This is a genomic window from Phycicoccus sp. 3266 (assembly GCF_031456495.1).
Taxonomy (GTDB): Bacteria; Actinomycetota; Actinomycetes; order Actinomycetales; family Dermatophilaceae; genus Pedococcus.
Genome location: NZ_JAVDUW010000001.1, coordinates 1,559,308 through 1,577,196 on the forward strand (window position 1 = coordinate 1,559,308; position 17,889 = coordinate 1,577,196).

Sequence of the window (17,889 nt, forward strand, 5' to 3'; positions counted from 1 at the left end):
GTGCGCCCCGCAGCGGGATGCTCCTGACCGCAGCCGCGTGGGTGGTGGGGATCCTGTTCGCGCTGCCGGTGCTGTGGATGATCCTCACGTCGTTCCACAAGGAGACCGACGCGGCGAAGAACCCGCCCGACGTGTTCGCCCCGCTGTCCCTCGACGGCTACCGCTCCTTCTTCGACGCCGGGCCCTGGCCGCCGCTGCTCAACTCCCTCACGGCCAGCATCCTGTCGACGGTGCTCGTCCTGCTGCTGGCCTTCCCGGCGGCCTACGCCCTGTCGATCCGCCCCGTGAAGAAGTGGACCGACGTGCTGTTCTTCTTCCTGTCGACCAAGATGCTGCCGATCGTGGCGGGCATCCTGCCGCTGTACCTCTTCGCGCAGAAGGTGGGGCTGCTCGACAACATCTGGTGGCTGATCCTGCTCTACACCTCGATGAACCTGCCGATCGCCGTGTGGATGCTGCGCTCGTTCCTCGCCGAGGTCCCGGTGGAGATGCTCGAGGCCGCGTCGGTCGACGGCGCGAGCCTGACCCGAACCCTCAAGGACATCGTCGCGCCGGTCGTCATGCCGGGCATCGCGTCGGCCGCCCTGATCTGCTTCATCTTCAGCTGGAACGAGCTGCTGCTGGCCCGGGTGCTGACCGGCACGGTGGCAGGGACGGCGCCGGTGTTCCTGACCGGCTTCGTCACCAGCCAGGGGCTCTTCCTCGCCAAGGTCTGCGCGGCGTCGTTCGTCGTGTCGCTGCCGGTGCTGGCGGCCGGCTTCGCCGCCCAGGACAAGCTGGTCCAGGGCCTGTCGATGGGAGCCGTGAAGTGACCGGAGCAGCAGCACCCGACCAGGGCGACGCAGCTCCCGGCAGCACGCCGGTCCCGTTGTCGGACGAGGCCCTCGGCGACCTCGACCCCCGCGTGGCCGTCCCGGCATACGACCGGTCGCAGGTGACCGCGAGCATCGTCCACTTCGGCGTCGGCGGGTTCCACCGCGCCCACCAGGCGATGTACCTCGACGCGCTCATGAACGACGGCGAGGCGCTCGAGTGGGGGCTGTGCGGGGTCGGGGCGCTGCCGCACGACCGCCGGATCATCGACACGCTGCGCGCCCAGGACGGTCTCTACACGCTGGTGGTCAAGCACCCCGACGGGCACCGCGAGCCACGCGTCATCGGCAGCATCGTCGACGTCATGTTCGCGCCCGACGACCCCGGCGCCGTCGTGGACCGGCTCGCCGACGAGGGCACCCGCATCGTGTCCACGACCATCACCGAGGGCGGCTACCTCGTCAACCAGGTCACCGGCGAGTTCGACGCGCAGGACCCGTCGATCCAGGGCGACCTCGCCGCGGACTTCGCCGCCGGTGACGCGCCGACCACCGTGTTCGGGTTCATCACGGCCGGGCTGGACCGGTGCCGCCGGGAGGGTCGGGCGCCGTTCACGGTGATGTCCTGCGACAACCTGCCCGACAACGGCGACGTCGCCCGGCGGATGATCACCGCCTTCGCCCGGCTCAAGGACCCCGAGCTCGCCGACTGGATGGACCGCGAGGTGGCGTTCCCCAACTGCATGGTCGACCGCATCACGCCGGTCACCGCGCAGGAGGACGTCGACCGGCTCGCCGAGGAGTTCGGGGTGCGCGACGGGTGGCCGGTCGTCTGCGAGCCGTTCACCCAGTGGGTGCTCGAGGACTCGTTCGGCAGCCAGGGGCGCCCGCCGTTCGAGGACGCCGGCGTGCAGGTGGTGGACGACGTCGTGCCGTACGAGCTGATGAAGCTGCGGCTGCTCAACGCCAGCCACCAGGCCCTGTGCTACCTCGGCTTCCTCTCCGGGTACCGGTACGCGCACGAGGTCTGCCAGGACCCGCTGTTCCGCCGGTTCCTGCTCGCGTACATGGAGCGCGAGGGCAGCCCGACCCTGCCGGAGGTGCCGGGGGTCGACCTCGACGCGTACCGGCACGAGCTCGTCGAGCGGTTCGCCAACCCCGAGGTGCGCGACACCCTGGCCCGGCTCTGCGCCGAGTCCTCCGACCGCATCCCGAAGTGGCTGGTCCCGGTCATCCGGGAGAACCTGCGCAGCGGTGGCGAGATCGAGCTGTCCGCCCTCGTGGTCGCCTCGTGGGCCCGGTATGCCGAGGGGCGAGACGAGCAGGGCGAGCCCATCGAGGTGGTCGACCGGCTCAGGGACCGGGTCATGGCCGCCGCGGCACGCCAGGGCGAGGACCCGCTCGCCTTCGTCCGCGACCGCGACCTCTTCGGTGACCTCGCCGACGACGAGCGGTTCGCGGCGGCCTACACCTCGGCCCTGGAGCGGCTGCACACCGTCGGCGCGCGGGTCACGCTCGAGGAGTGGGACGCCCGTGCGGGCGACGGCGCCACGGGCGGCGGGGCAGACTGACCGCATGCGCGTCGCAGTCCTGACCTCGCCCGGTGTCGTCGAGCTCCACGAGCGTCCCGAACCGGTCCCCGCCCGCGACGAGGTGCTCGTGCGCGTGCGGGCGGTGGGCGTCTGCGGCTCCGACACGCACTACTTCGACCACGGCCGCATCGGCCGGTTCGTCGTCGAGTCCCCCCTCGTCCTCGGCCACGAGGCGGCTGGTGTCGTCGAGGCGGTCGGCGAGGACGTCGACCCCTCGCGGGTCGGGCAGCGGGTGTCGATCGAGCCCGGCGTGCCGTGCCGGGCGTGCGAGCAGTGCCTCGCCGGGCGGTACAACCTGTGCCCCGACATGGTCTTCCACGCGACGCCGCCGGTCGACGGCTCGCTGGCCGAGCTCGTGGCGATCCACCACGCGTTCGCCCACCCGGTGCCCGACTCCGTGAGCGACCTCGAGGCCGCGCTCTGCGAGCCGCTGTCCGTGGGCGTCTGGGCCTGCCGCAAGGGAGCAGTCGGGCCGGGCTCGCGGGTCCTGGTCACGGGCGCGGGCCCGATCGGGCTCGTGTGCGTGCAGGTCGCCCGCGCGGCCGGGGCGAGCGAGGTCGTCGTCGTGGACATCGACGCCGACCGGCTCGCGGTCGCGCGCGAGCTCGGCGCGACCCGCACCGTCGACTCCGGCCGGGAGTCGCTCGCGGACGCGTGCGCCGGTCGGCCGGCGCCCGAGGTGCTGCTCGAGTGCTCGGGGCACCCCGGGGCCACGGCCGACGGCATCCGGGCGCTGGCCCCGGCCGGCCGGGCCGTCCTCGTCGGCATGGGCGGCGACGAGCTGGCGCTGCCGCTGTCGGTCGTGCAGGAGCGCGAGCTCGTCGTGACCGGGACCTTCCGGTACGCCGGGACGTGGCCCACCGCGATCGCTCTGGTCGCCTCCGGCCAGGTCGACCTCGAGCGGCTCGTCACCGGCCGGTTCCCGCTGGCCGACACCGCCGCCGCCCTCACCGCCGCCCGGGACACCCCCGGCGCGGTGAAGTCCGTCATCGAGCCGCAGTCGTGAGCCTCCCGGCGACAATGCGGGGGGTGCGGCTGCCCGGCGACAGCACCGTCGAGCACGTGCAGGTCGACGTGCCACGCCCCGGCCACGGCCAGGTGCTCCTGCGGATGCGCGCATCCTCGATCTGCGGCAGCGACATCCGCGCCATCTACCGCGAGCACCTCGGCCACGGCGCCGAGGCCTACCAGGGCGTCGTCGCCGGTCACGAGCCGTGCGGCGAGGTCGTTCAGGTCGGGCCCGGCAGGCGCCGGCTGTCCGTCGGCGACCGGGTCGTCGTCTACCACATCGCCGGGTGCGGGATGTGCGACGAGTGCCGCCGTGGGTATGCCGTGGGCTGCCTCTCGCCGTTCCGCGCCGCCCACGGGTGGCAGCGCGACGGTGGGCACGCCGAGTACCTCCTCGCCGAGGAGGCGTCCTGCCTGCTGCTGCCCGAGCCGCTGACCTTCGTCGACGGGGCGCTGGTGTCGTGCGGGTTCGGGACGGCCTACGAGGGCCTGCTGCGGGCGGGCGTGTCCGGGCGGGACCGGCTGCTCGTGACCGGGCTGGGGCCGGTCGGCCTCGCCGCTGCCATGCTCGGCCGGGCGCTCGGCGTGACGACGGTCGTGGGAACCGACACCTCGCCGGAGCGGGTCGCGCTGGCGGCGGGGCTCGGTCTGGTCGACGTGGCGGTGACCGCGGACGAGGTCGACGAGGCCGTCGCCACCGCCACGGGTGGGGAGGGCTGCGAGGTCGCCATCGACTGCTCGGGTGCGGCACCGGCCCGCGTCGCCGCGCTGCGGAACACCCGCCGGTGGGGCCGCTGCGTGTTCGTCGGCGAGGGCGGCCGGGTCGACTTCGCCGTGTCGGACCTGCTCATCCACAAGCAGGTCACGCTGCACGGGTCGTGGGTCACCTCGCTGCAGCACATGGGCGAGCTGCTCGACCTGCTCGTCCGCACCGGCCTGCACCCCGAGGTGGTCGTGACCCACCGCTACCCGCTCGCCGACGCCGGCACGGCATACGAGGTCGCGGACGCCGGCACCGCCGGCAAGGTCTGCATCGTGATGGAGGACTGAATGAGCGCCGCCCCCGACCAGACCGCGCCCACCCTGGTCGCCGGGGTCGACTCCTCGACCCAGTCCTGCAAGGTCGTCGTCTGCGAGGCGGGGACCGGCCGCGTGGTGCGCACCGGTCGCGCCCCCCACCCCGACGGCACCCAGGTCCACCCCGACCGGTGGTGGGAGGCCTACCTGGCCGCCACCGCGGACGGCCTGCTCGAGGGCGTGTCGGCGATCGCGGTCGGCGGCCAGCAGCACGGGCTCGTGGCGCTCGACGAGTCGGACGAGGTCATCCGCGAGGCGATGCTCTGGAACGACACGAGCTCCGCCGACGCGTCCCGCGACCTCATCGAGGAGCTCGGCGGGGCTGCAGAGTGGGTCGACCGGACCGGGCTGGTTCCCGTGCCGAGCTTCACCGTCACCAAGGTGCGGTGGCTGGCCGAGCACGAGCCGCAGCACGCCGAGCGCCTCGCACGGGTCGTGCTGCCGCACGACTGGCTGACCTCACGGATCCTCAAGGAGGGCAACGGCTTCCGCGAGCACGTGACGGACCGGGGTGACGCATCGGGCACCGGGTACTTCTGCGCCGTCGACGACGCCTACCTGCCCGACCTGCAGCGGCTCGCGCTCGGGCGCGAGTTCGGGACGCCGCGCGTGCTGGGGCCGGCGCAGGAGGCGGGCCGGACCGGGTCCGGCATGGTCGTCGGTCCCGGCACGGGCGACAACGCCGGTGCCGCCCTCGGGCTGGGGCTGGAGCGCGGCGACGTCGTGGTGTCCCTGGGGACGAGCGGTGCGGTCTTCGCCGACGCCGCGAGCCCGGTGCGGGACGCGAGCGGCGACGTGGCCGGGTTCGCGAGCGCGAGCGGCGGCTTCCTGCCCCTGATGTGCACCCTGAACGCCGCCCGGGTGCTGACGGCGGGAGCCCAGCTGGTGGGGACCGACCTCGCCGGCCTCGACCGGCTCGCGCTGGCGGCGGAGCCCGGGGCCGGGGGGCTGAGCCTGCTGCCGTACCTCGACGGCGAGCGCACCCCGAACCTGCCGCACGCGACCGGGACCCTCGGCGGCCTCACCCGGACCAACGCGACCCCGGAGAACCTGGCCCGCGCCGCCGTGGAGGGCATGCTCGCCAACCTGGTCGCCGGGGTCGACGCCCTGCGGGCGCTGGGGACGCCGGTCGAGCGGGTGCTGCTCATCGGCGGGGCCTCGGCGTCGGCGGCCGTGCGGGAGGTGGCGCGGTCGCTGTTCGGCGTGCCGGTCGCGGTGCCCGAGCCCGGCGAGTACGTCGGGCTCGGGGCCGCGCGCCAGGCCGCGTGGGTGTTGTCCGGCGAGCAGGAGCCGCCCACGTGGCCGGTGCGCGTGGAGCAGACCCTCGATCCGGCGGACGACGGTTCGTCCGCCGAGGTCCTGGGCCGGTATGCCGCGCTCCTCGCCACGGTGCACGACCGCTAGGCGTCGACGCCGACCCCGACTCAGACCCCGTAGAAGTGCCCACTCTTCGCGGTGGACGGGAACGTTCCGGCCGGGGGCGAAGAAGGGGCACTTCTACGGCGGGAGGGTGCCGGCAGGGGGACGTGGCGTATGCCGGGACCCGTCCAGCGGCGCACGGGGGCTTCACACGGCAAAAGTGCGTGACCCCGTCCGCCTCCGCGGGCACGATGGCGCCATGAGCTATCCACCACCGATCTACGACGGCGAGACGGGCGAGGTGAGCGCGCGGGCGAGGCTGGCCGGCGACGAGCCTGACCTGGTCTACCCCAACGGGAACCGCGTCCACTACCTCACCACCGGTGAGGGCAGTGGTGGCACCTACGGGCTGTACCGGTGGGAGTTCGCCGGTCCCCGCAGCGGTCCCGATGCCCACTTCCACCGGACCATCACCGAGTCGTTCTACGTGCTCGACGGCGAGGTCACGATCTACGACGGCACGGCGTGGAACGTCATGCGCTCCGGCGACTTCGTGCACGTGCCGGCCGGCGGGCTGCACGGTTTCCGCAACGAGTCGGGTCCCGCCTCGATGCTCCTGCACTTCGCGCCGGGTGCACCGCGGGAGGCCTACTTCGAGGGGCTCGCGCGGCTGGGGGCCGGCGAGACGATGACCGAGGCCGAGCGCGACGAGTTCATGCGGTACCACGACAACCACTGGGTGGACTGAGACCGCAGCCCGCCGAGGGCGCCCGCAGCGGGACCCGGCGGGGCAGCACCGCTACGCCGTGGGGGCGCCCTCCAGCGCGGCGAGCTGCAGGCGGACGGCCAGCCGCACCGCCGGGTCCTCGAGGTCGAGCCCGGCCAGGTCGGCGACCCGGTTCATCCGGTAGCGCATCGTGTTGGGGTGCACGTGGATCGCCCGGGCGGCCGCGCTGGGGGCTCCCGGGTGGTCCAGCCAGGCCGCGAGGGTGCGCAGGTGGTCGGTCGCGTGCACCGCGTCGTGCTCCTGCAGCAGGCGCAGCGGGCCCAGCGCCTCGTCGGGCAGGGCTGCCGCCGCGCGCGCGATCGTCACCTGCGCCCAGACGTCCTCGTGGCGCGCGACGGCCTCACCGCTCGGGGTGACCCGGTCCGCCTCCTGCGCCTCACTGCGCGAGCGCTCGAGCCCGGCCGGCTGGTGGGCCGGCCGGCCTGCACGCACCACGAGGTCGAGGCCCTCGCGCCGGGCCCGCTCGACCACGGCGCACAGCCACGCCCACGAGCCCGCGGCGGCGTCCTCGGTGTCGCGCACCACGGCATACACCCGGCCGTCGAGCTCGGCGATGAGCGGCGAGGTCCACGCCTGGCGCCGCAGCACGGACTCCCACACGTCGAGCGTGCGGCCGGCGTCCCCGGCGGCGCCCAGGGCGGCGACCCGCCACGGGCCCGCGGGCAGCCACTCCTCGGCGCCGGCGGTGCTTCCGGACAGCACGCCGCGCAACCTGTCGGCGGCCACGCGGCGCGACAGGTCGCTCTGCGCCCGCAGCCGCAGGAGGTGCAGCGCGACGACGGCCGACGTCTGCACCAGCTCGGCCACGAGGGCCGCCGGCGGCCGCTGCTCGACGACGACCCAGATCGAGCCCAGCCACTCACCACCGGCGCGGACCGGGACCACGAGGCGCGGCTTGGTGCCGCCGGACGCCGGGACGTAGACCGGCTCGGAGGAGCGGGCGAGGCGGCGGAAGACGCCCTGGGCGCGCAGGGTCGCCAGCACCTCGTCGGGGACGCGACGCCCGACGATGGTGGACACCCGGGCGGGGTCGGTGAGGTCCTGGCGGGAGGAGTATGCGAGCACGCGCGACTGGGCGTCCTCGATGGTGACGGGGGCGTCGACGAGACCGGCGGCTGCGTCGGCGAGCGCGAAGAGATCGTCCTGCACGGGCGCGTCCTCGCGCCGGCCCGGGCCGACCGCGGCGCGGTCGAGGACGCCGCGCAGGAGCCAGACGAGGTGCGCCCACGAGGCCTGGTCGGCCAGCTCGACGAGCGCGATGCCCTCCCGGCGGGCTCGGCTCCGGACGTCGCGGCGGCGGCCGAGGGACCGGCGCAGCACCACGCCGCCCGCGCCGGCCGCGGCCGCGTCGGCGACGACCTGGAGGGCCCCGGAGGGGCCGTCGACGCCGACACCGAGCACGAGGTCGCCGGGCTGGCCGACGACGCCGTGGGCCGGCTCGGCGATGGTGAGGTCGTCGACCTCGGCACCTTCGTGCGGCACGGCGAGGGTGAGCAGACCCGAGAGGGTGCCCACGAGGTCGGTCACGGCGAGCACGGTCCCAGTGTCGGCCAGGTTGTGCCATCAGCACAACTGGGTCGCACGGATTCATGCGATGGCACCAAGGCGAGGCCGCATCGGTCCTGTCACGCTCGAGGACATGACCTCCTCCCCCGCCGTCACCGCTGCCGGTCTCCCCGCCCCCCGTCGTGTCGCCGTCGTCGGCGCCGGCATGGTGGGCCTGTCCACCGCCTGGTTCCTCCAGGAGCAGGGTGTCGAGGTGGTCGTCCTCGACCGCGAGGGCGTGGCCGCCGGGTCGTCGTGGGGCAACGCCGGCTGGCTGACGCCGGGCATCGCGACGCCGCTGCCGGAGCCCGCCGTCCTCAAGTACGGCATCCGCGCCGTCCTGTCGCCCTCGTCGCCGGTCTACGTGCCGCCGAGCGCCAACCCGGACTTCCTGCGGTTCGTCACCGGCTTCACCCGGCACTCGACGATGAAGGCCTGGAAGAAGGCCATGGGCTCGCTGGTGCCGGTCAACGACCTGTCGCTGGAGAGCTTCGACCTGCTCAAGGCCGGCGGCGTCCAGGCCGACACCATCGAGGCCAAGTCGTTCCTCGCGTCGTACCGCACAGAGGTCGAGCGCCGCACGCTGCTCGAGGAGATCGAGCACATCCACGCCGCGGGCCAGGCCATCGAGTTCGAGGCGCTCACCGGCGACCAGGCCCGGGCGATCGAGCCCAGCCTGTCCGACGAGATCGGCGCGGCGATCCTGCTCAAGGGCCAGCGGTTCATCAACCCCGGCGCCTTCGTCCACGCGCTCGCCGACTCGGTGCGCGCCCGCGGCGGCAAGATCGTCGACGGCGCCACCGTGTCCGACATCCGCGACACCGGTCGTGGCGTCGCCGTCACCACCGCCGAGGGCTCGGTCGAGGAGTTCGACGCCGCCGTCCTCGCGACCGGCGCCTGGCTCGGGAAGCTGGCGAAGCAGTTCGGCGTCCGCAACGTCGTCCAGGCCGGCCGCGGCTACTCGTTCTCGGTCGCGATCGACCACGTCCCGAACGGCCCGGTCTACTTCCCCGCCCAGCGCGTCGCCTGCACGCCGATCGGTGACCGGCTGCGCGTCGCGGGCATGATGGAGTTCCGCAAGCCCGAGGCCGCGCTCGACCAGCGCCGCATCTCGGCGATCGCCGAGGCCGCCCGCCCGCTGCTGCGGGGCGCCGACCTCGACGCCCGCCAGGACGAGTGGGTCGGCTCGCGCCCCTGCACGGTCGACGGCCTCCCGCTCATCGGTGCCACGAAGTCCCCCCGCGTCTTCGCCGCCGGCGGCCACGGCATGTGGGGCATCACCCTCGGCCCGGTCACCGGCCGCCTGCTCGCGCAGACCATGGTCACCGGCAAGCAGGTCGAGCAGCTCAAGCCCTTCAACCCCCTGCGCTGACCTCCGCCCGGGCTCGGCGCCCGGCATACGCCACGCCCCCTGCAAAACGGCAGTTGCGGACGTGAAACGGCAGTCCTGAAGACCCGTTTCATGTCAGCAACTGCCGTTTTGCTGTCTCCACCCTGCGTCTCGACGGAAATACGGGCGGGGGGTATGCTGTTGGCATGGCCATGAGCGAGACGGAACACCCGGTGCACGGCTACACCCCCATGAAGGACAGCCACCTCAAGCGGCTGCGTCGCATCGAGGGACAGGTGCGTGGACTGCAGCGGATGGTCGACGAGGACAAGTACTGCATCGACATCCTCACCCAGGTCGCCGCGGCCACCAAGGCGCTCCAGTCCTTCTCGCTCGAGCTGCTCGAGGAGCACCTCGAGCACTGCGTCGTCGACGCCGCCCGCAGCGGTGGTCCCGAGGCGCAGGAGAAGGTCCGCGAGGCCAGCGACGCCATCGCCCGGCTCGTCCGCTCCTGACCTCGGACCCCTGACCCCAGACCGACTGACCACCGACCCACTGACCACCGACCGAACCCCTGAGGAGAACCCCAATGAGCACCCAGACCTTCGACGTCGTCGGCATGACCTGCGGCCACTGCGCGAGCGCCGTGACCGAGGAGCTCACCGCCCTCGACGGTGTCAGCGACGTCCAGGTCGACCTCGTGGCCGGCGGCACGTCCGCCGTCACCGTGCAGGCCGACCGCGAGCTCACCCCGGCCGAGGTGTCCGCCGCGCTCGACGAGGCGGGCAACTACAGCCTGGCGCAGTGACCACGATGGGGCCTGCGGGCGCCACCGACACCCGGGACGTCGAGCTCGTCATCGGGGGCATGACCTGTGCGTCGTGTGCCGCCCGGATCGAGAAGAAGCTCAACAAGCTCGAGGGCGTCACGGCGTCGGTGAACTACGCGACCGAGAAGGCCCGGGTGACGTTCCCCGACACCCTCACCCCCGCCGACCTCGTGCAGACGGTCGAGCAGACCGGCTACACCGCGCAGGTGCCGGCACCCCGGGAGCCTGCGGCGACCGGCGCGACTCCCGGGTCCGCGGAGGACGAGGCCGACACCGCGCTGGCGGCCCTGCGCCACCGGTTCCTCGTCTCGGCCGCCCTCGCCGCCCCGGTCATCGTCCTGGCGATGGTGCCGGCGTGGCAGTTCCGCTACTGGCAGTGGGCCTCGCTCGTCCTCGCCGCGCCTGTCGTCGTGTGGGGCGGGTGGCAGTTCCACCGCGCCGCGTGGACCAACCTGCGGCACGGGCAGTCGACCATGGACACGCTCGTCTCGGTCGGCACGCTGGCCGCCCTCGGCTGGTCGCTGTACGCCCTGTTCCTCGGCACCGCCGGCGAGCCGGGCATGGTCCACCCGTTCCGCCTCACCCTCGAGCGCACGGACGGCGCGGGCAACATCTACCTCGAGGCGGCGGCGGGCGTGACCGCGTTCCTCCTCGCCGGCCGGTATGCCGAGGCGCGGGCCAAGCGCGCGTCCGGCGCCGCCCTGCGCGCGCTGCTGGAGATGGGCGCCAAGGAGGTCAGCGTCCTGCGGGGCGAGGGTGAGTCCGCCCGCGAGGAGCGCGTGCCGGTCTCCGAGCTGGTGGTCGGCACGCGGTTCGTGGTGCGGCCGGGCGAGAAGATCGCGACCGACGGCGAGGTCGAGCAGGGCACCAGCGCGGTCGACGCCTCGATGGTGACGGGCGAGTCCGTGCCGGTCGAGGTCGGCCCCGGTGACGCCGTCATCGGAGCGACCGTGAACGCCGGCGGCCGCCTCGTCGTGCGCGCCACGCGGGTCGGTGCCGACACCCAGCTCGCGCAGATGGCGCAGCTCGTCGAGGACGCCCAGAACGGCAAGGCGCAGGTCCAGCGGCTGGCCGACCGCGTGTCCGCGGTGTTCGTGCCGGTCGTCATCGTGCTGGCCGTCGCGACCCTCGGCTTCTGGGTCGGCGCGGGTGCCGGGTGGACCGCCGCGTTCACCGCCTCGGTCGCCGTGCTCATCGTCGCCTGCCCGTGCGCCCTCGGCCTCGCGACACCGACCGCGCTGATGGTCGGGACGGGACGCGGCGCGCAGCTCGGCCTGATCATCCGCGGGCCCGAGGTCCTGGAGTCCACCCGGCGCGTCGACACCGTCGTGCTCGACAAGACCGGCACCGTGACCACCGGCCGGATGACCGTGCAGGACGTCGTGGCTGCGCCGGGTGAGGACCCGGCCGAGGTGCTGCGGCTCGCGGGTGCGGTCGAGGCCGCCTCCGAGCACCCGGTGGCCGCGGCCATCACCGCGCACGCCGCCGAGGCGCGCGACCTGCCTGCGGTGACGGACTTCGCCTCGACCGCCGGGCTCGGCGTCCATGGCGTGGTCGAGGGTCGTGCGCTCGTCGTCGGACGCCCCCGGCTGATGGCTGACTGGTCGGTGTCCGTGCCCGAGGAGCTCACGGCAGCGCTCGACACCGCGCGGGGGCGCGGCGCGACGGCCGTCGTCGTCGCGTGGGACGGCAGGGCCCGCGGCGTGGTCGCGGTCGCCGACACCGTCAAGGAGACCTCGGCCGAGGCGGTGCGCCGGCTGCGGGACCTCGGGCTGCGCCCGGTCCTGCTCACCGGCGACCACGAGGCCGCGGCACACGAGGTGGCCAGGGCGGTCGGCATCGACGAGGTCGTCGCCGACGTCCTGCCCCAGGACAAGGTGGACGTGGTGCGCCGCCTGCAGGACGAGGGCCGCGTGGTCGCGATGGTCGGCGACGGCGTCAACGACGCGGCCGCCCTGGCCCAGGCCGACCTCGGTCTCGCGATGGGTACCGGCAGCGACGTCGCGATCGAGGCCAGCGACCTGACGCTGGTCCGGGGTGACCTGCGTGCGGCTCCGGACGCGATCCGGCTGGCCCGGCGCACCCTCGGGACGATCCGCGGCAACCTGTTCTGGGCCTTCGCCTACAACGTGGCCGCGATCCCGCTGGCGGCGTCGGGGCTGCTCAGCCCGATGATCGCCGGTGGTGCGATGGCGCTGTCGTCCGTATTCGTCGTGACGAACAGCCTGCGGCTGCGCGGCTTCCAGCCGACCCGCTGACGGCCGCGCTCCTCGGTCCCGGGTTTTGGGGGTGCAGAGGTGGCGTATCCGTCACCTCTGCACCCCCAAAGCCGGGTGAGGGCGGGCAGGCCCGCGGGCGACGGCCGTCAGCCGGCGCAGGCGACGTGGGTCGTCGCCGTCGGCCGGGCCTCGAGCCGTTCCTGTGGGATGGGCCGTCCGCACACCGTGCAGGTGCCGTAGCTCCTGTCCTCGACCCGGCGCAGCGCCGCCGCGACCTCCTCGAGGTGGGCCAGCGCGTGCCGGGCGAGGGCGTCGACCTGGGCGCGCTCGAAGGCGATCGTGGCGCCCTCGGGGTCGTGCTCGTCGTCGGCGTTCGACCCCTCGGACGCCGCGACGATGGCGGCCACGTCGGCCTCGCGGTCCCGCAGCGCAGCGAGCGTCTGTTCCCGCTCCTGCTCGAGCCGGGTCCGCGCCCACGCGAGCAGGTCGGCGCGAGACCCCTCCGGGGTGTCGTCCTGCGGTGTCGGGTCGGGCGTCACCCGACGAGCCTAGGCAGGCAGCGGCCGGCGGCGCAGCGACCACGCGAGCATCGACAGCCCGCCCACCGGGATCTCCGCACCGAAGATGAAGCCCCGGTACAGCAGCACCCCGGCCGCGGCGAGCGCCGGCTCGACCCCGAACGCGACGAGCACCCCCACCATCCCCAGCTCCACGATCCCCGAGGCCCCGGGCGTGATCGCGGCCATCGTGAGGATCCGTTCCACCGCGAACGCCGCGGCCACGACCGCCGGGTGCACGTCGGCGCCGATCATCCGCAGACCGGCCCAGAGGAGCAGCGCCTGCAGCGCGGCATACGCGAGCTTGGCACCGACCATCCGGCCCCAGCCGGCGGCGACGAGGCCGGCGCTCTCACGGCGGAACGACGCCGCGCGCTCGGCATACCCCTCCTCGGCGCGCGGCAGGAACCGCACCCGGGCCACCACGCGGTCGGCGCACCGGCCGAGCCAGCGGACCGCGCGGTCGTCGCGGGCGACGAGCCACACCACGAGGACGCTGGCGGTGAGCAGCCCGAGCCCGACGTATGCCGCGGTGCTGACGCTGCTCGACACCTCCACCCGCGCGACGCCCAGCCAGACGAGCGCCAGGCCGGGCAGGACGAACTTGAGCAGGGTGTCGACGAGGTTGGTGATCACGGCCCAGCGGCCGAACGCGGCCGTGGTGAACCCCCAGGACCGGGCCATCCGCCAGTTGGCGACGGTGCCGGCCGCGCCACCGAGCGGCAGGAGGTTCGAGACGAACGAGCCGGTGAGGTTGAGCAGCAGCGCCCGGCGGTGCGACAGGCCAGGCATGGCTGCCGTGAGAGCGGGCGTCTGCGCCCACAGGCCCGCGAGCCAGACGGCGGTCAGCACGGCGACCTGGAGCAGGCTGAGCCCGCCGAGGACGGCCGCGATCTGCGACCAGCCGGCGCCGGCCACCTTCGGCAGCGCGATGGCGAGGATGCCGACCGCCAGGCCGCCGGACAGCAGGAGCTTGGCGGCCCTCCCCCCGCCGCGACCCCCCGGTGCGCGGCGGGCGAGCCGGTCCCGCGCGGTCGGACGACGCAGGTCTGCGGTCGTCGCCGTCGACGGGTGCGGCTCGGTGTGGAGGGCCATGGCCCCACGGTGACGCCCGTGCGGGTGCGGGCACATCCGGCTTTCTACCCATCTCGACCCCCACCACGGACTAGTCACCTCAGGGTCGACCCTGAGCCGTGGGGACGTCCGGCGGCCGGCGGCGCGGCGAGTCGGCCGCCGGTGGCGCGTCGAGACCGGCGCCCCGGGTCGTCCCCAGGACGGGCTAGTGCAGGTGGTCGCGCCAGTCGGCCGGCACGGCGCCGGCGGGACCCGGGACGGGCTGGTCCGCCGGGTGGCTCTGGGGGTCCGCGAGCCGCGGGCCGAGGAAGCCCTCCCCGCTCGGGAAGTCCCAGAACCAGTCCTCACCCGGCTCGAAGCTCGTGATGACCGGGTGCCCGGTCTGCCGGTGGTGGGCTGTCGCGTGCTGCGACGGCGAGGTGTCGCAGCACCCGATGTGGCCGCACTGCGCGCACCGGCGCAGGTGCACCCACCACCCGCCGGCCTCGAGGCACTCGACGCACCCGGTGCCGCTCGGGGGGACGTCCGGGTCGATCCCCTCCCGGGGCGGGTCGGCCTGCTGCTCGGTCATCGGACCACCTCCGGCCCCCACCGTAGGACGCAACCGGCGGGATCGCCCGCGGCGACCTACCGTGGCGCCATGCGCCGCCCCACGCCGCTGCCCCCGGGTCCCGGACAGGAGTCCGTCTGGGACTACCCCCGCCCGCCGCGCGTCGAGACCAGCAGCCAGCACGTCGAGGTGTGGCTGGGAGGTGTGCGCGTGGCGGACACGACCCGCTCCTGGCGGGTCCTGGAGACCAGCCACCCGCCGACGTACTACCTGCCGGCCGACGCGTTCGTCCCCGGCGCGCTGCGGCCGGCCGAGGGCTCGTCGTGGTGCGAGTGGAAGGGCCGCGCCGCCTACCTCGACCTCGTCGCGGGCGACGTCGTCGCGCCGCGTGCCGTGTGGACGTACCCCGAGCCGACGCGCGGGTTCGAGGTCCTGGCCGGTGCGTATGCCGTGATGCCGGGCTCGGTCGACCGGTGCGTCGTCGACGGCGAGACGGTCCGCCCGCAGGAGGGCGGCTTCTACGGCGGCTGGGTCACCGACGCGGTGGTCGGCCCCTTCAAGGGCGGTCCGGGCACGCACGGCTGGTGACCCGCACGGATCGACGGACCCGGCCGGTCAGGACGCGGGTCCGGCACGCCGCGTACTAGTCGGCGAGCGCCTGCCGGGCGTCGTCCCGGGCGGCCTGGGCCTGCTTGCGCTCGCGGACGGCGTCGGTGACCGCCTCGAGCGCGCGCTCGTCCGCCTCCCGCGCCTTGGCCAGCTGCCGCTCGACCACGGCCAGCCGCTCACGGGTCTCCTCGGCGCGCTCCCTCGCGGCGGCGACTGCGCGCTCGGCGTCGGACAGCCGACGCTCCGCCTCCTCCAGCTCGGCCTCGCGCTCGGCCCGGAGCTCGGCCGCCGCGTCGCCGGTCGCGCCGTCACCGGCCGCCTCGTCCGCCCCCTCGTCGCCGGCACGCTCGACCCCGGCCGTCGCGTCGTCGACCTGCTGGTCGCGGGGCTTGCGGCCACCACCTGGGCGGCCGGCGGGCCGGGAGCCGCGGCCGCCCGGCACCACCGTGAGGATCGCGCCACCGGTGGTCCGCGCCAGGGCTTCGGCCAGGTCGACCTCACCGAACCCGCTGTAGGACAGCGAGCGCGTGAGCTGCCCCGACGTGACCGCAGCGGACGCCCGCTCGTCGGCGAGCGCCGCGATCGCCGTGGCCCGAACCTCCTGCTGCGCGGCCGGGCTCAGCGACCGGCCCGCGTCGGAGACCGCCCGCGTCGCAGCCCGCACGTACACCTCGACGGTGGCGTCCCGCTCCTTGCGCATGCCGGTCAGGGCCGCCGCGTCGAGCCGCGACTGGGCCGACCGCATCCGCTCCCCCAGGTCGACGAGGTCGGCCACGACGTCCTCGGCCTCGCGGGCCGTGAGGTTCACGGCCCACGCAGCGAGGCTCGGCTTGCGCAGCCTGCCGATCTCGGTCGCCGCCGCCTTGTCCGAGGCCGCCTTCGCGTCGGCGACCAGGCGCGACCGGGTCGCCATGAACTCGTCCGGGCCCACGGCATACAGGTCCTGCATGGCCTCGGCGACGCGGTCAGCCACCGTGCACCTCCGACGCGGCCCCCTCCGGGGCCACCTCCGCGCGGCCCGCTTCGTCCAACCCCAGGAGGCGGGCGCCGTTGTGCCACAGCACCTTCCGCAGCCAGTCGTCGCCGAGGCCGAGCCGGTCGAGAGCCTCGAGCTGGTGGGCGTAGGGGTAGGGGATGTTGGGGAAGTCCGAACCCAGGACGACCCGGTCGGCCAGGCCGCCCAACCGCTCGACGTAGGCGGGTGGCAGCGGCGCGAACGCGTTGGCGTAGTCGGTGCCGGCCATGGTCGTGTCGAGGTGCACACGTGGGTAGCGCTCGGCGATGTCGGCGAACGCGTCGTACTCGCCCATGCCGAGGTGCGCGATGACGAGCACGAGCTCGGGGAACCGTTCGAGCACCGCCTCGACCGGCCGCGGGCCCGTGTGCTCGCCGTCCTTGGGGGCCGAGCCGGCGTGCAGGACGACCGGCACCCCGGCCGACTCGAGGGCCGCCCACCCGGGGTCGAGCAGGGGGTCGTCCGGGGCGTAGCGGCCGACCTGCACGTGCATCTTGAACAGCCGGGCGCCGCCGGCCAGCGCTCGCTCGACCAGGTCGCCGACCCCGGGCTCGGGGTAGAGCGTCGCACTGTGGACGGCGTCCGGGACGCGGGCGGCGAAGTCGGCGCACCAGTCGTTGAGCCACTGCACCATGCCCGGCTTGTGCGGGTACGTCAGCGACGGGATCGCGCGCACCCCGAGCGCCCGCAGGGTGGCCAGCCGCGTGGGCTCGTCGTCGCGGTAGTGGATCGGCCACGGCTGCCCGTAGTGCTGCGCCGCCTCGTCGAAGTAGGCCCACACCTTCGCCAGCATCGGCTCGGGCAGGAAGTGCACGTGGATGTCGGCGAGCCCGGGGAGCCCGAGGCCGCGCCAGTATGCCGGGACCTCGGCGTCCGTCCGCGGCGCGCGTGGTGACGGGGGCACGGTGGCGACGCTACGGCATACAGGGGCGTGGGCCCACGGACACCGCGACGACGGCTACGGAGCGCCGAGCTCGCGCTGGATGCCCTCCACCGTCTCGTCGCCCAGCTTCTCGAAGACCCGCTGCATCAGCGGCTCGGCCAGCTTGGCGACGCCGTTGAACTCGATGTGCGCCGAGTAGGTGACCGTGCTGCCGGTCGGCGACGCCACGACGCGGATGTCGTCGGTCGAGGTCGCGGTCTTGTTGGTGCCGCGCAGGACCACGTGGTCGCTGTCCATCGTCACCAGCCGGTACTCGAGCTCGGTCTCCCGGCCCAGCACCTTGGAGACGTTGTGCCACTGCGAGCCGACCTGGACGGGTCCGGGGTCGACGCGTTCGCAGCGCACCGTGCCGGGGTCCCAGGCCACGGCGTTGGAGAAGTCGGCGAGGTAGGCGACCACCTCGGCGGGTGGGCGGCTGACCGGGAAGGAGCGGACGACGTCGACCATGGGCACGACGCTAACCCGGCAGCGCCGGACCCGCCCGGTGGCGAGGGGTCGGGCACGACCGACCCCCTCGGGGAGACCCTCCAAAAAGAGGGGGCGCGCTGTCGGGGGCCGGTACTAGCCTCGACCGAGGGGCCGG

General features: G+C 74.4%; 18 protein-coding genes. 11 read left to right on the top strand and 7 right to left on the bottom strand.

The genetic code is table 11. The features are described from left to right. The first annotated feature begins 17 nt into the window (after window positions 1–17). The 6 genes from J2X64_RS07485 to J2X64_RS07510 all read left to right on the top strand — a co-directional run bounded on the left by J2X64_RS07485 (window position 18) and on the right by J2X64_RS07510 (window position 6,596). Window positions 18–812 (top strand): carbohydrate ABC transporter permease, encoded by a 795-nt coding sequence (locus tag J2X64_RS07485; protein ID WP_310153159.1) that lies wholly within the window; start codon window positions 18–20, stop codon window positions 810–812. After that, window positions 809–2,383: a mannitol dehydrogenase family protein gene (locus J2X64_RS07490; RefSeq protein ID WP_397444019.1), complete on the top strand. Its 1,575-nt coding sequence runs from the start codon at window positions 809–811 to the stop codon at window positions 2,381–2,383. The genes J2X64_RS07485 and J2X64_RS07490 overlap by 4 nt, the downstream gene beginning before the upstream one ends. A gap of 4 nt (window positions 2,384–2,387) precedes the next feature. Further along, the gene (locus J2X64_RS07495; RefSeq protein WP_310151803.1) at window positions 2,388–3,410 is read left to right on the top strand and encodes an NAD(P)-dependent alcohol dehydrogenase; all 1,023 of its coding nucleotides are present in this window, start codon (window positions 2,388–2,390) and stop codon (window positions 3,408–3,410) included. Window positions 3,411–3,424: 14 nt separating this feature from the next. Beyond that, window positions 3,425–4,462, top strand: coding sequence for a zinc-binding dehydrogenase (locus J2X64_RS07500; protein ID WP_310153165.1), 1,038 nt, complete (start codon window positions 3,425–3,427; stop codon window positions 4,460–4,462). Continuing rightward, on the top strand, window positions 4,463–5,893 hold the full coding sequence (locus J2X64_RS07505) for an FGGY family carbohydrate kinase (protein WP_310151806.1): 1,431 nt from the start codon (window positions 4,463–4,465) through the stop codon (window positions 5,891–5,893). 214 nt (window positions 5,894–6,107) lie between these two features. After that, window positions 6,108–6,596 carry a cupin domain-containing protein gene (locus tag J2X64_RS07510; RefSeq protein WP_310151811.1) on the top strand — a complete coding sequence of 163 codons (489 nt, stop codon included), beginning with the start codon at window positions 6,108–6,110 and terminating at the stop codon, window positions 6,594–6,596. A gap of 51 nt (window positions 6,597–6,647) precedes the next feature. Here the strand turns inward: J2X64_RS07510 and J2X64_RS07515 are convergent, their stop codons facing one another. Next, complete coding sequence (locus tag J2X64_RS07515; protein ID WP_310151814.1) at window positions 6,648–8,171, bottom strand: helix-turn-helix domain-containing protein; 1,524 nt, start codon at window positions 8,169–8,171, stop codon at window positions 6,648–6,650. Window positions 8,172–8,274: 103 nt separating this feature from the next. Between J2X64_RS07515 and J2X64_RS07520 the strand changes: the two genes are divergently transcribed. From J2X64_RS07520 to J2X64_RS07535, 4 genes are all read left to right on the top strand, one after another. Further along, window positions 8,275–9,552 (top strand): FAD-dependent oxidoreductase, encoded by a 1,278-nt coding sequence (locus tag J2X64_RS07520; protein WP_310151815.1) that lies wholly within the window; start codon window positions 8,275–8,277, stop codon window positions 9,550–9,552. Window positions 9,553–9,722: 170 nt separating this feature from the next. Next, a complete protein-coding gene (locus J2X64_RS07525) occupies window positions 9,723–10,025 on the top strand; it encodes a metal-sensitive transcriptional regulator (protein WP_310151818.1) in 303 nt (100 codons plus the stop codon). 74 nt (window positions 10,026–10,099) lie between these two features. After that, entirely contained in the window at window positions 10,100–10,318 is a 219-nt protein-coding gene (locus J2X64_RS07530; protein ID WP_310151819.1) for a heavy-metal-associated domain-containing protein, read from the top strand. Window positions 10,319–10,323: 5 nt separating this feature from the next. After that, a complete protein-coding gene (locus J2X64_RS07535) occupies window positions 10,324–12,597 on the top strand; it encodes a heavy metal translocating P-type ATPase (protein WP_310153168.1) in 2,274 nt (757 codons plus the stop codon). A gap of 107 nt (window positions 12,598–12,704) precedes the next feature. Here the strand turns inward: J2X64_RS07535 and J2X64_RS07540 are convergent, their stop codons facing one another. The 3 genes from J2X64_RS07540 to J2X64_RS07550 all read right to left on the bottom strand — a co-directional run bounded on the left by J2X64_RS07540 (window position 12,705) and on the right by J2X64_RS07550 (window position 14,760). Then, window positions 12,705–12,986, bottom strand: a complete 282-nt coding sequence (locus J2X64_RS07540) for a TraR/DksA C4-type zinc finger protein (protein ID WP_397444033.1) — start codon at window positions 12,984–12,986, stop codon at window positions 12,705–12,707. Window positions 12,987–13,106: 120 nt separating this feature from the next. Next, on the bottom strand, window positions 13,107–14,210 hold the full coding sequence (locus tag J2X64_RS07545) for a lysylphosphatidylglycerol synthase domain-containing protein (RefSeq protein ID WP_310151829.1): 1,104 nt from the start codon (window positions 14,208–14,210) through the stop codon (window positions 13,107–13,109). Window positions 14,211–14,394: 184 nt separating this feature from the next. Further along, window positions 14,395–14,760 carry a UBP-type zinc finger domain-containing protein gene (locus J2X64_RS07550; protein WP_310151832.1) on the bottom strand — a complete coding sequence of 122 codons (366 nt, stop codon included), beginning with the start codon at window positions 14,758–14,760 and terminating at the stop codon, window positions 14,395–14,397. 69 nt (window positions 14,761–14,829) lie between these two features. Here J2X64_RS07550 and J2X64_RS07555 point away from each other — a divergent pair, with 69 nt between their 5' ends. Then, window positions 14,830–15,327 carry a DUF427 domain-containing protein gene (locus J2X64_RS07555; RefSeq protein WP_310151835.1) on the top strand — a complete coding sequence of 166 codons (498 nt, stop codon included), beginning with the start codon at window positions 14,830–14,832 and terminating at the stop codon, window positions 15,325–15,327. A 55-nt stretch (window positions 15,328–15,382) separates the two neighbouring features. Here J2X64_RS07555 and J2X64_RS07560 read toward each other — a convergent pair whose 3' ends face one another. Genes J2X64_RS07560 through J2X64_RS07570 form a run of 3 tightly spaced genes read right to left on the bottom strand, consistent with a single transcriptional unit; the run spans window position 15,383 to window position 17,753 of the window. Then, window positions 15,383–16,321: a hypothetical protein gene (locus J2X64_RS07560; RefSeq protein WP_310151838.1), complete on the bottom strand. Its 939-nt coding sequence runs from the start codon at window positions 16,319–16,321 to the stop codon at window positions 15,383–15,385. Next, window positions 16,314–17,267 carry an amidohydrolase family protein gene (locus J2X64_RS07565; protein WP_310151841.1) on the bottom strand — a complete coding sequence of 318 codons (954 nt, stop codon included), beginning with the start codon at window positions 17,265–17,267 and terminating at the stop codon, window positions 16,314–16,316. The genes J2X64_RS07560 and J2X64_RS07565 overlap by 8 nt, the downstream gene beginning before the upstream one ends. A gap of 54 nt (window positions 17,268–17,321) precedes the next feature. Next, window positions 17,322–17,753 carry an SRPBCC family protein gene (locus J2X64_RS07570; protein ID WP_310151844.1) on the bottom strand — a complete coding sequence of 144 codons (432 nt, stop codon included), beginning with the start codon at window positions 17,751–17,753 and terminating at the stop codon, window positions 17,322–17,324. Window positions 17,754–17,889: the final 136 nt, after the last annotated feature.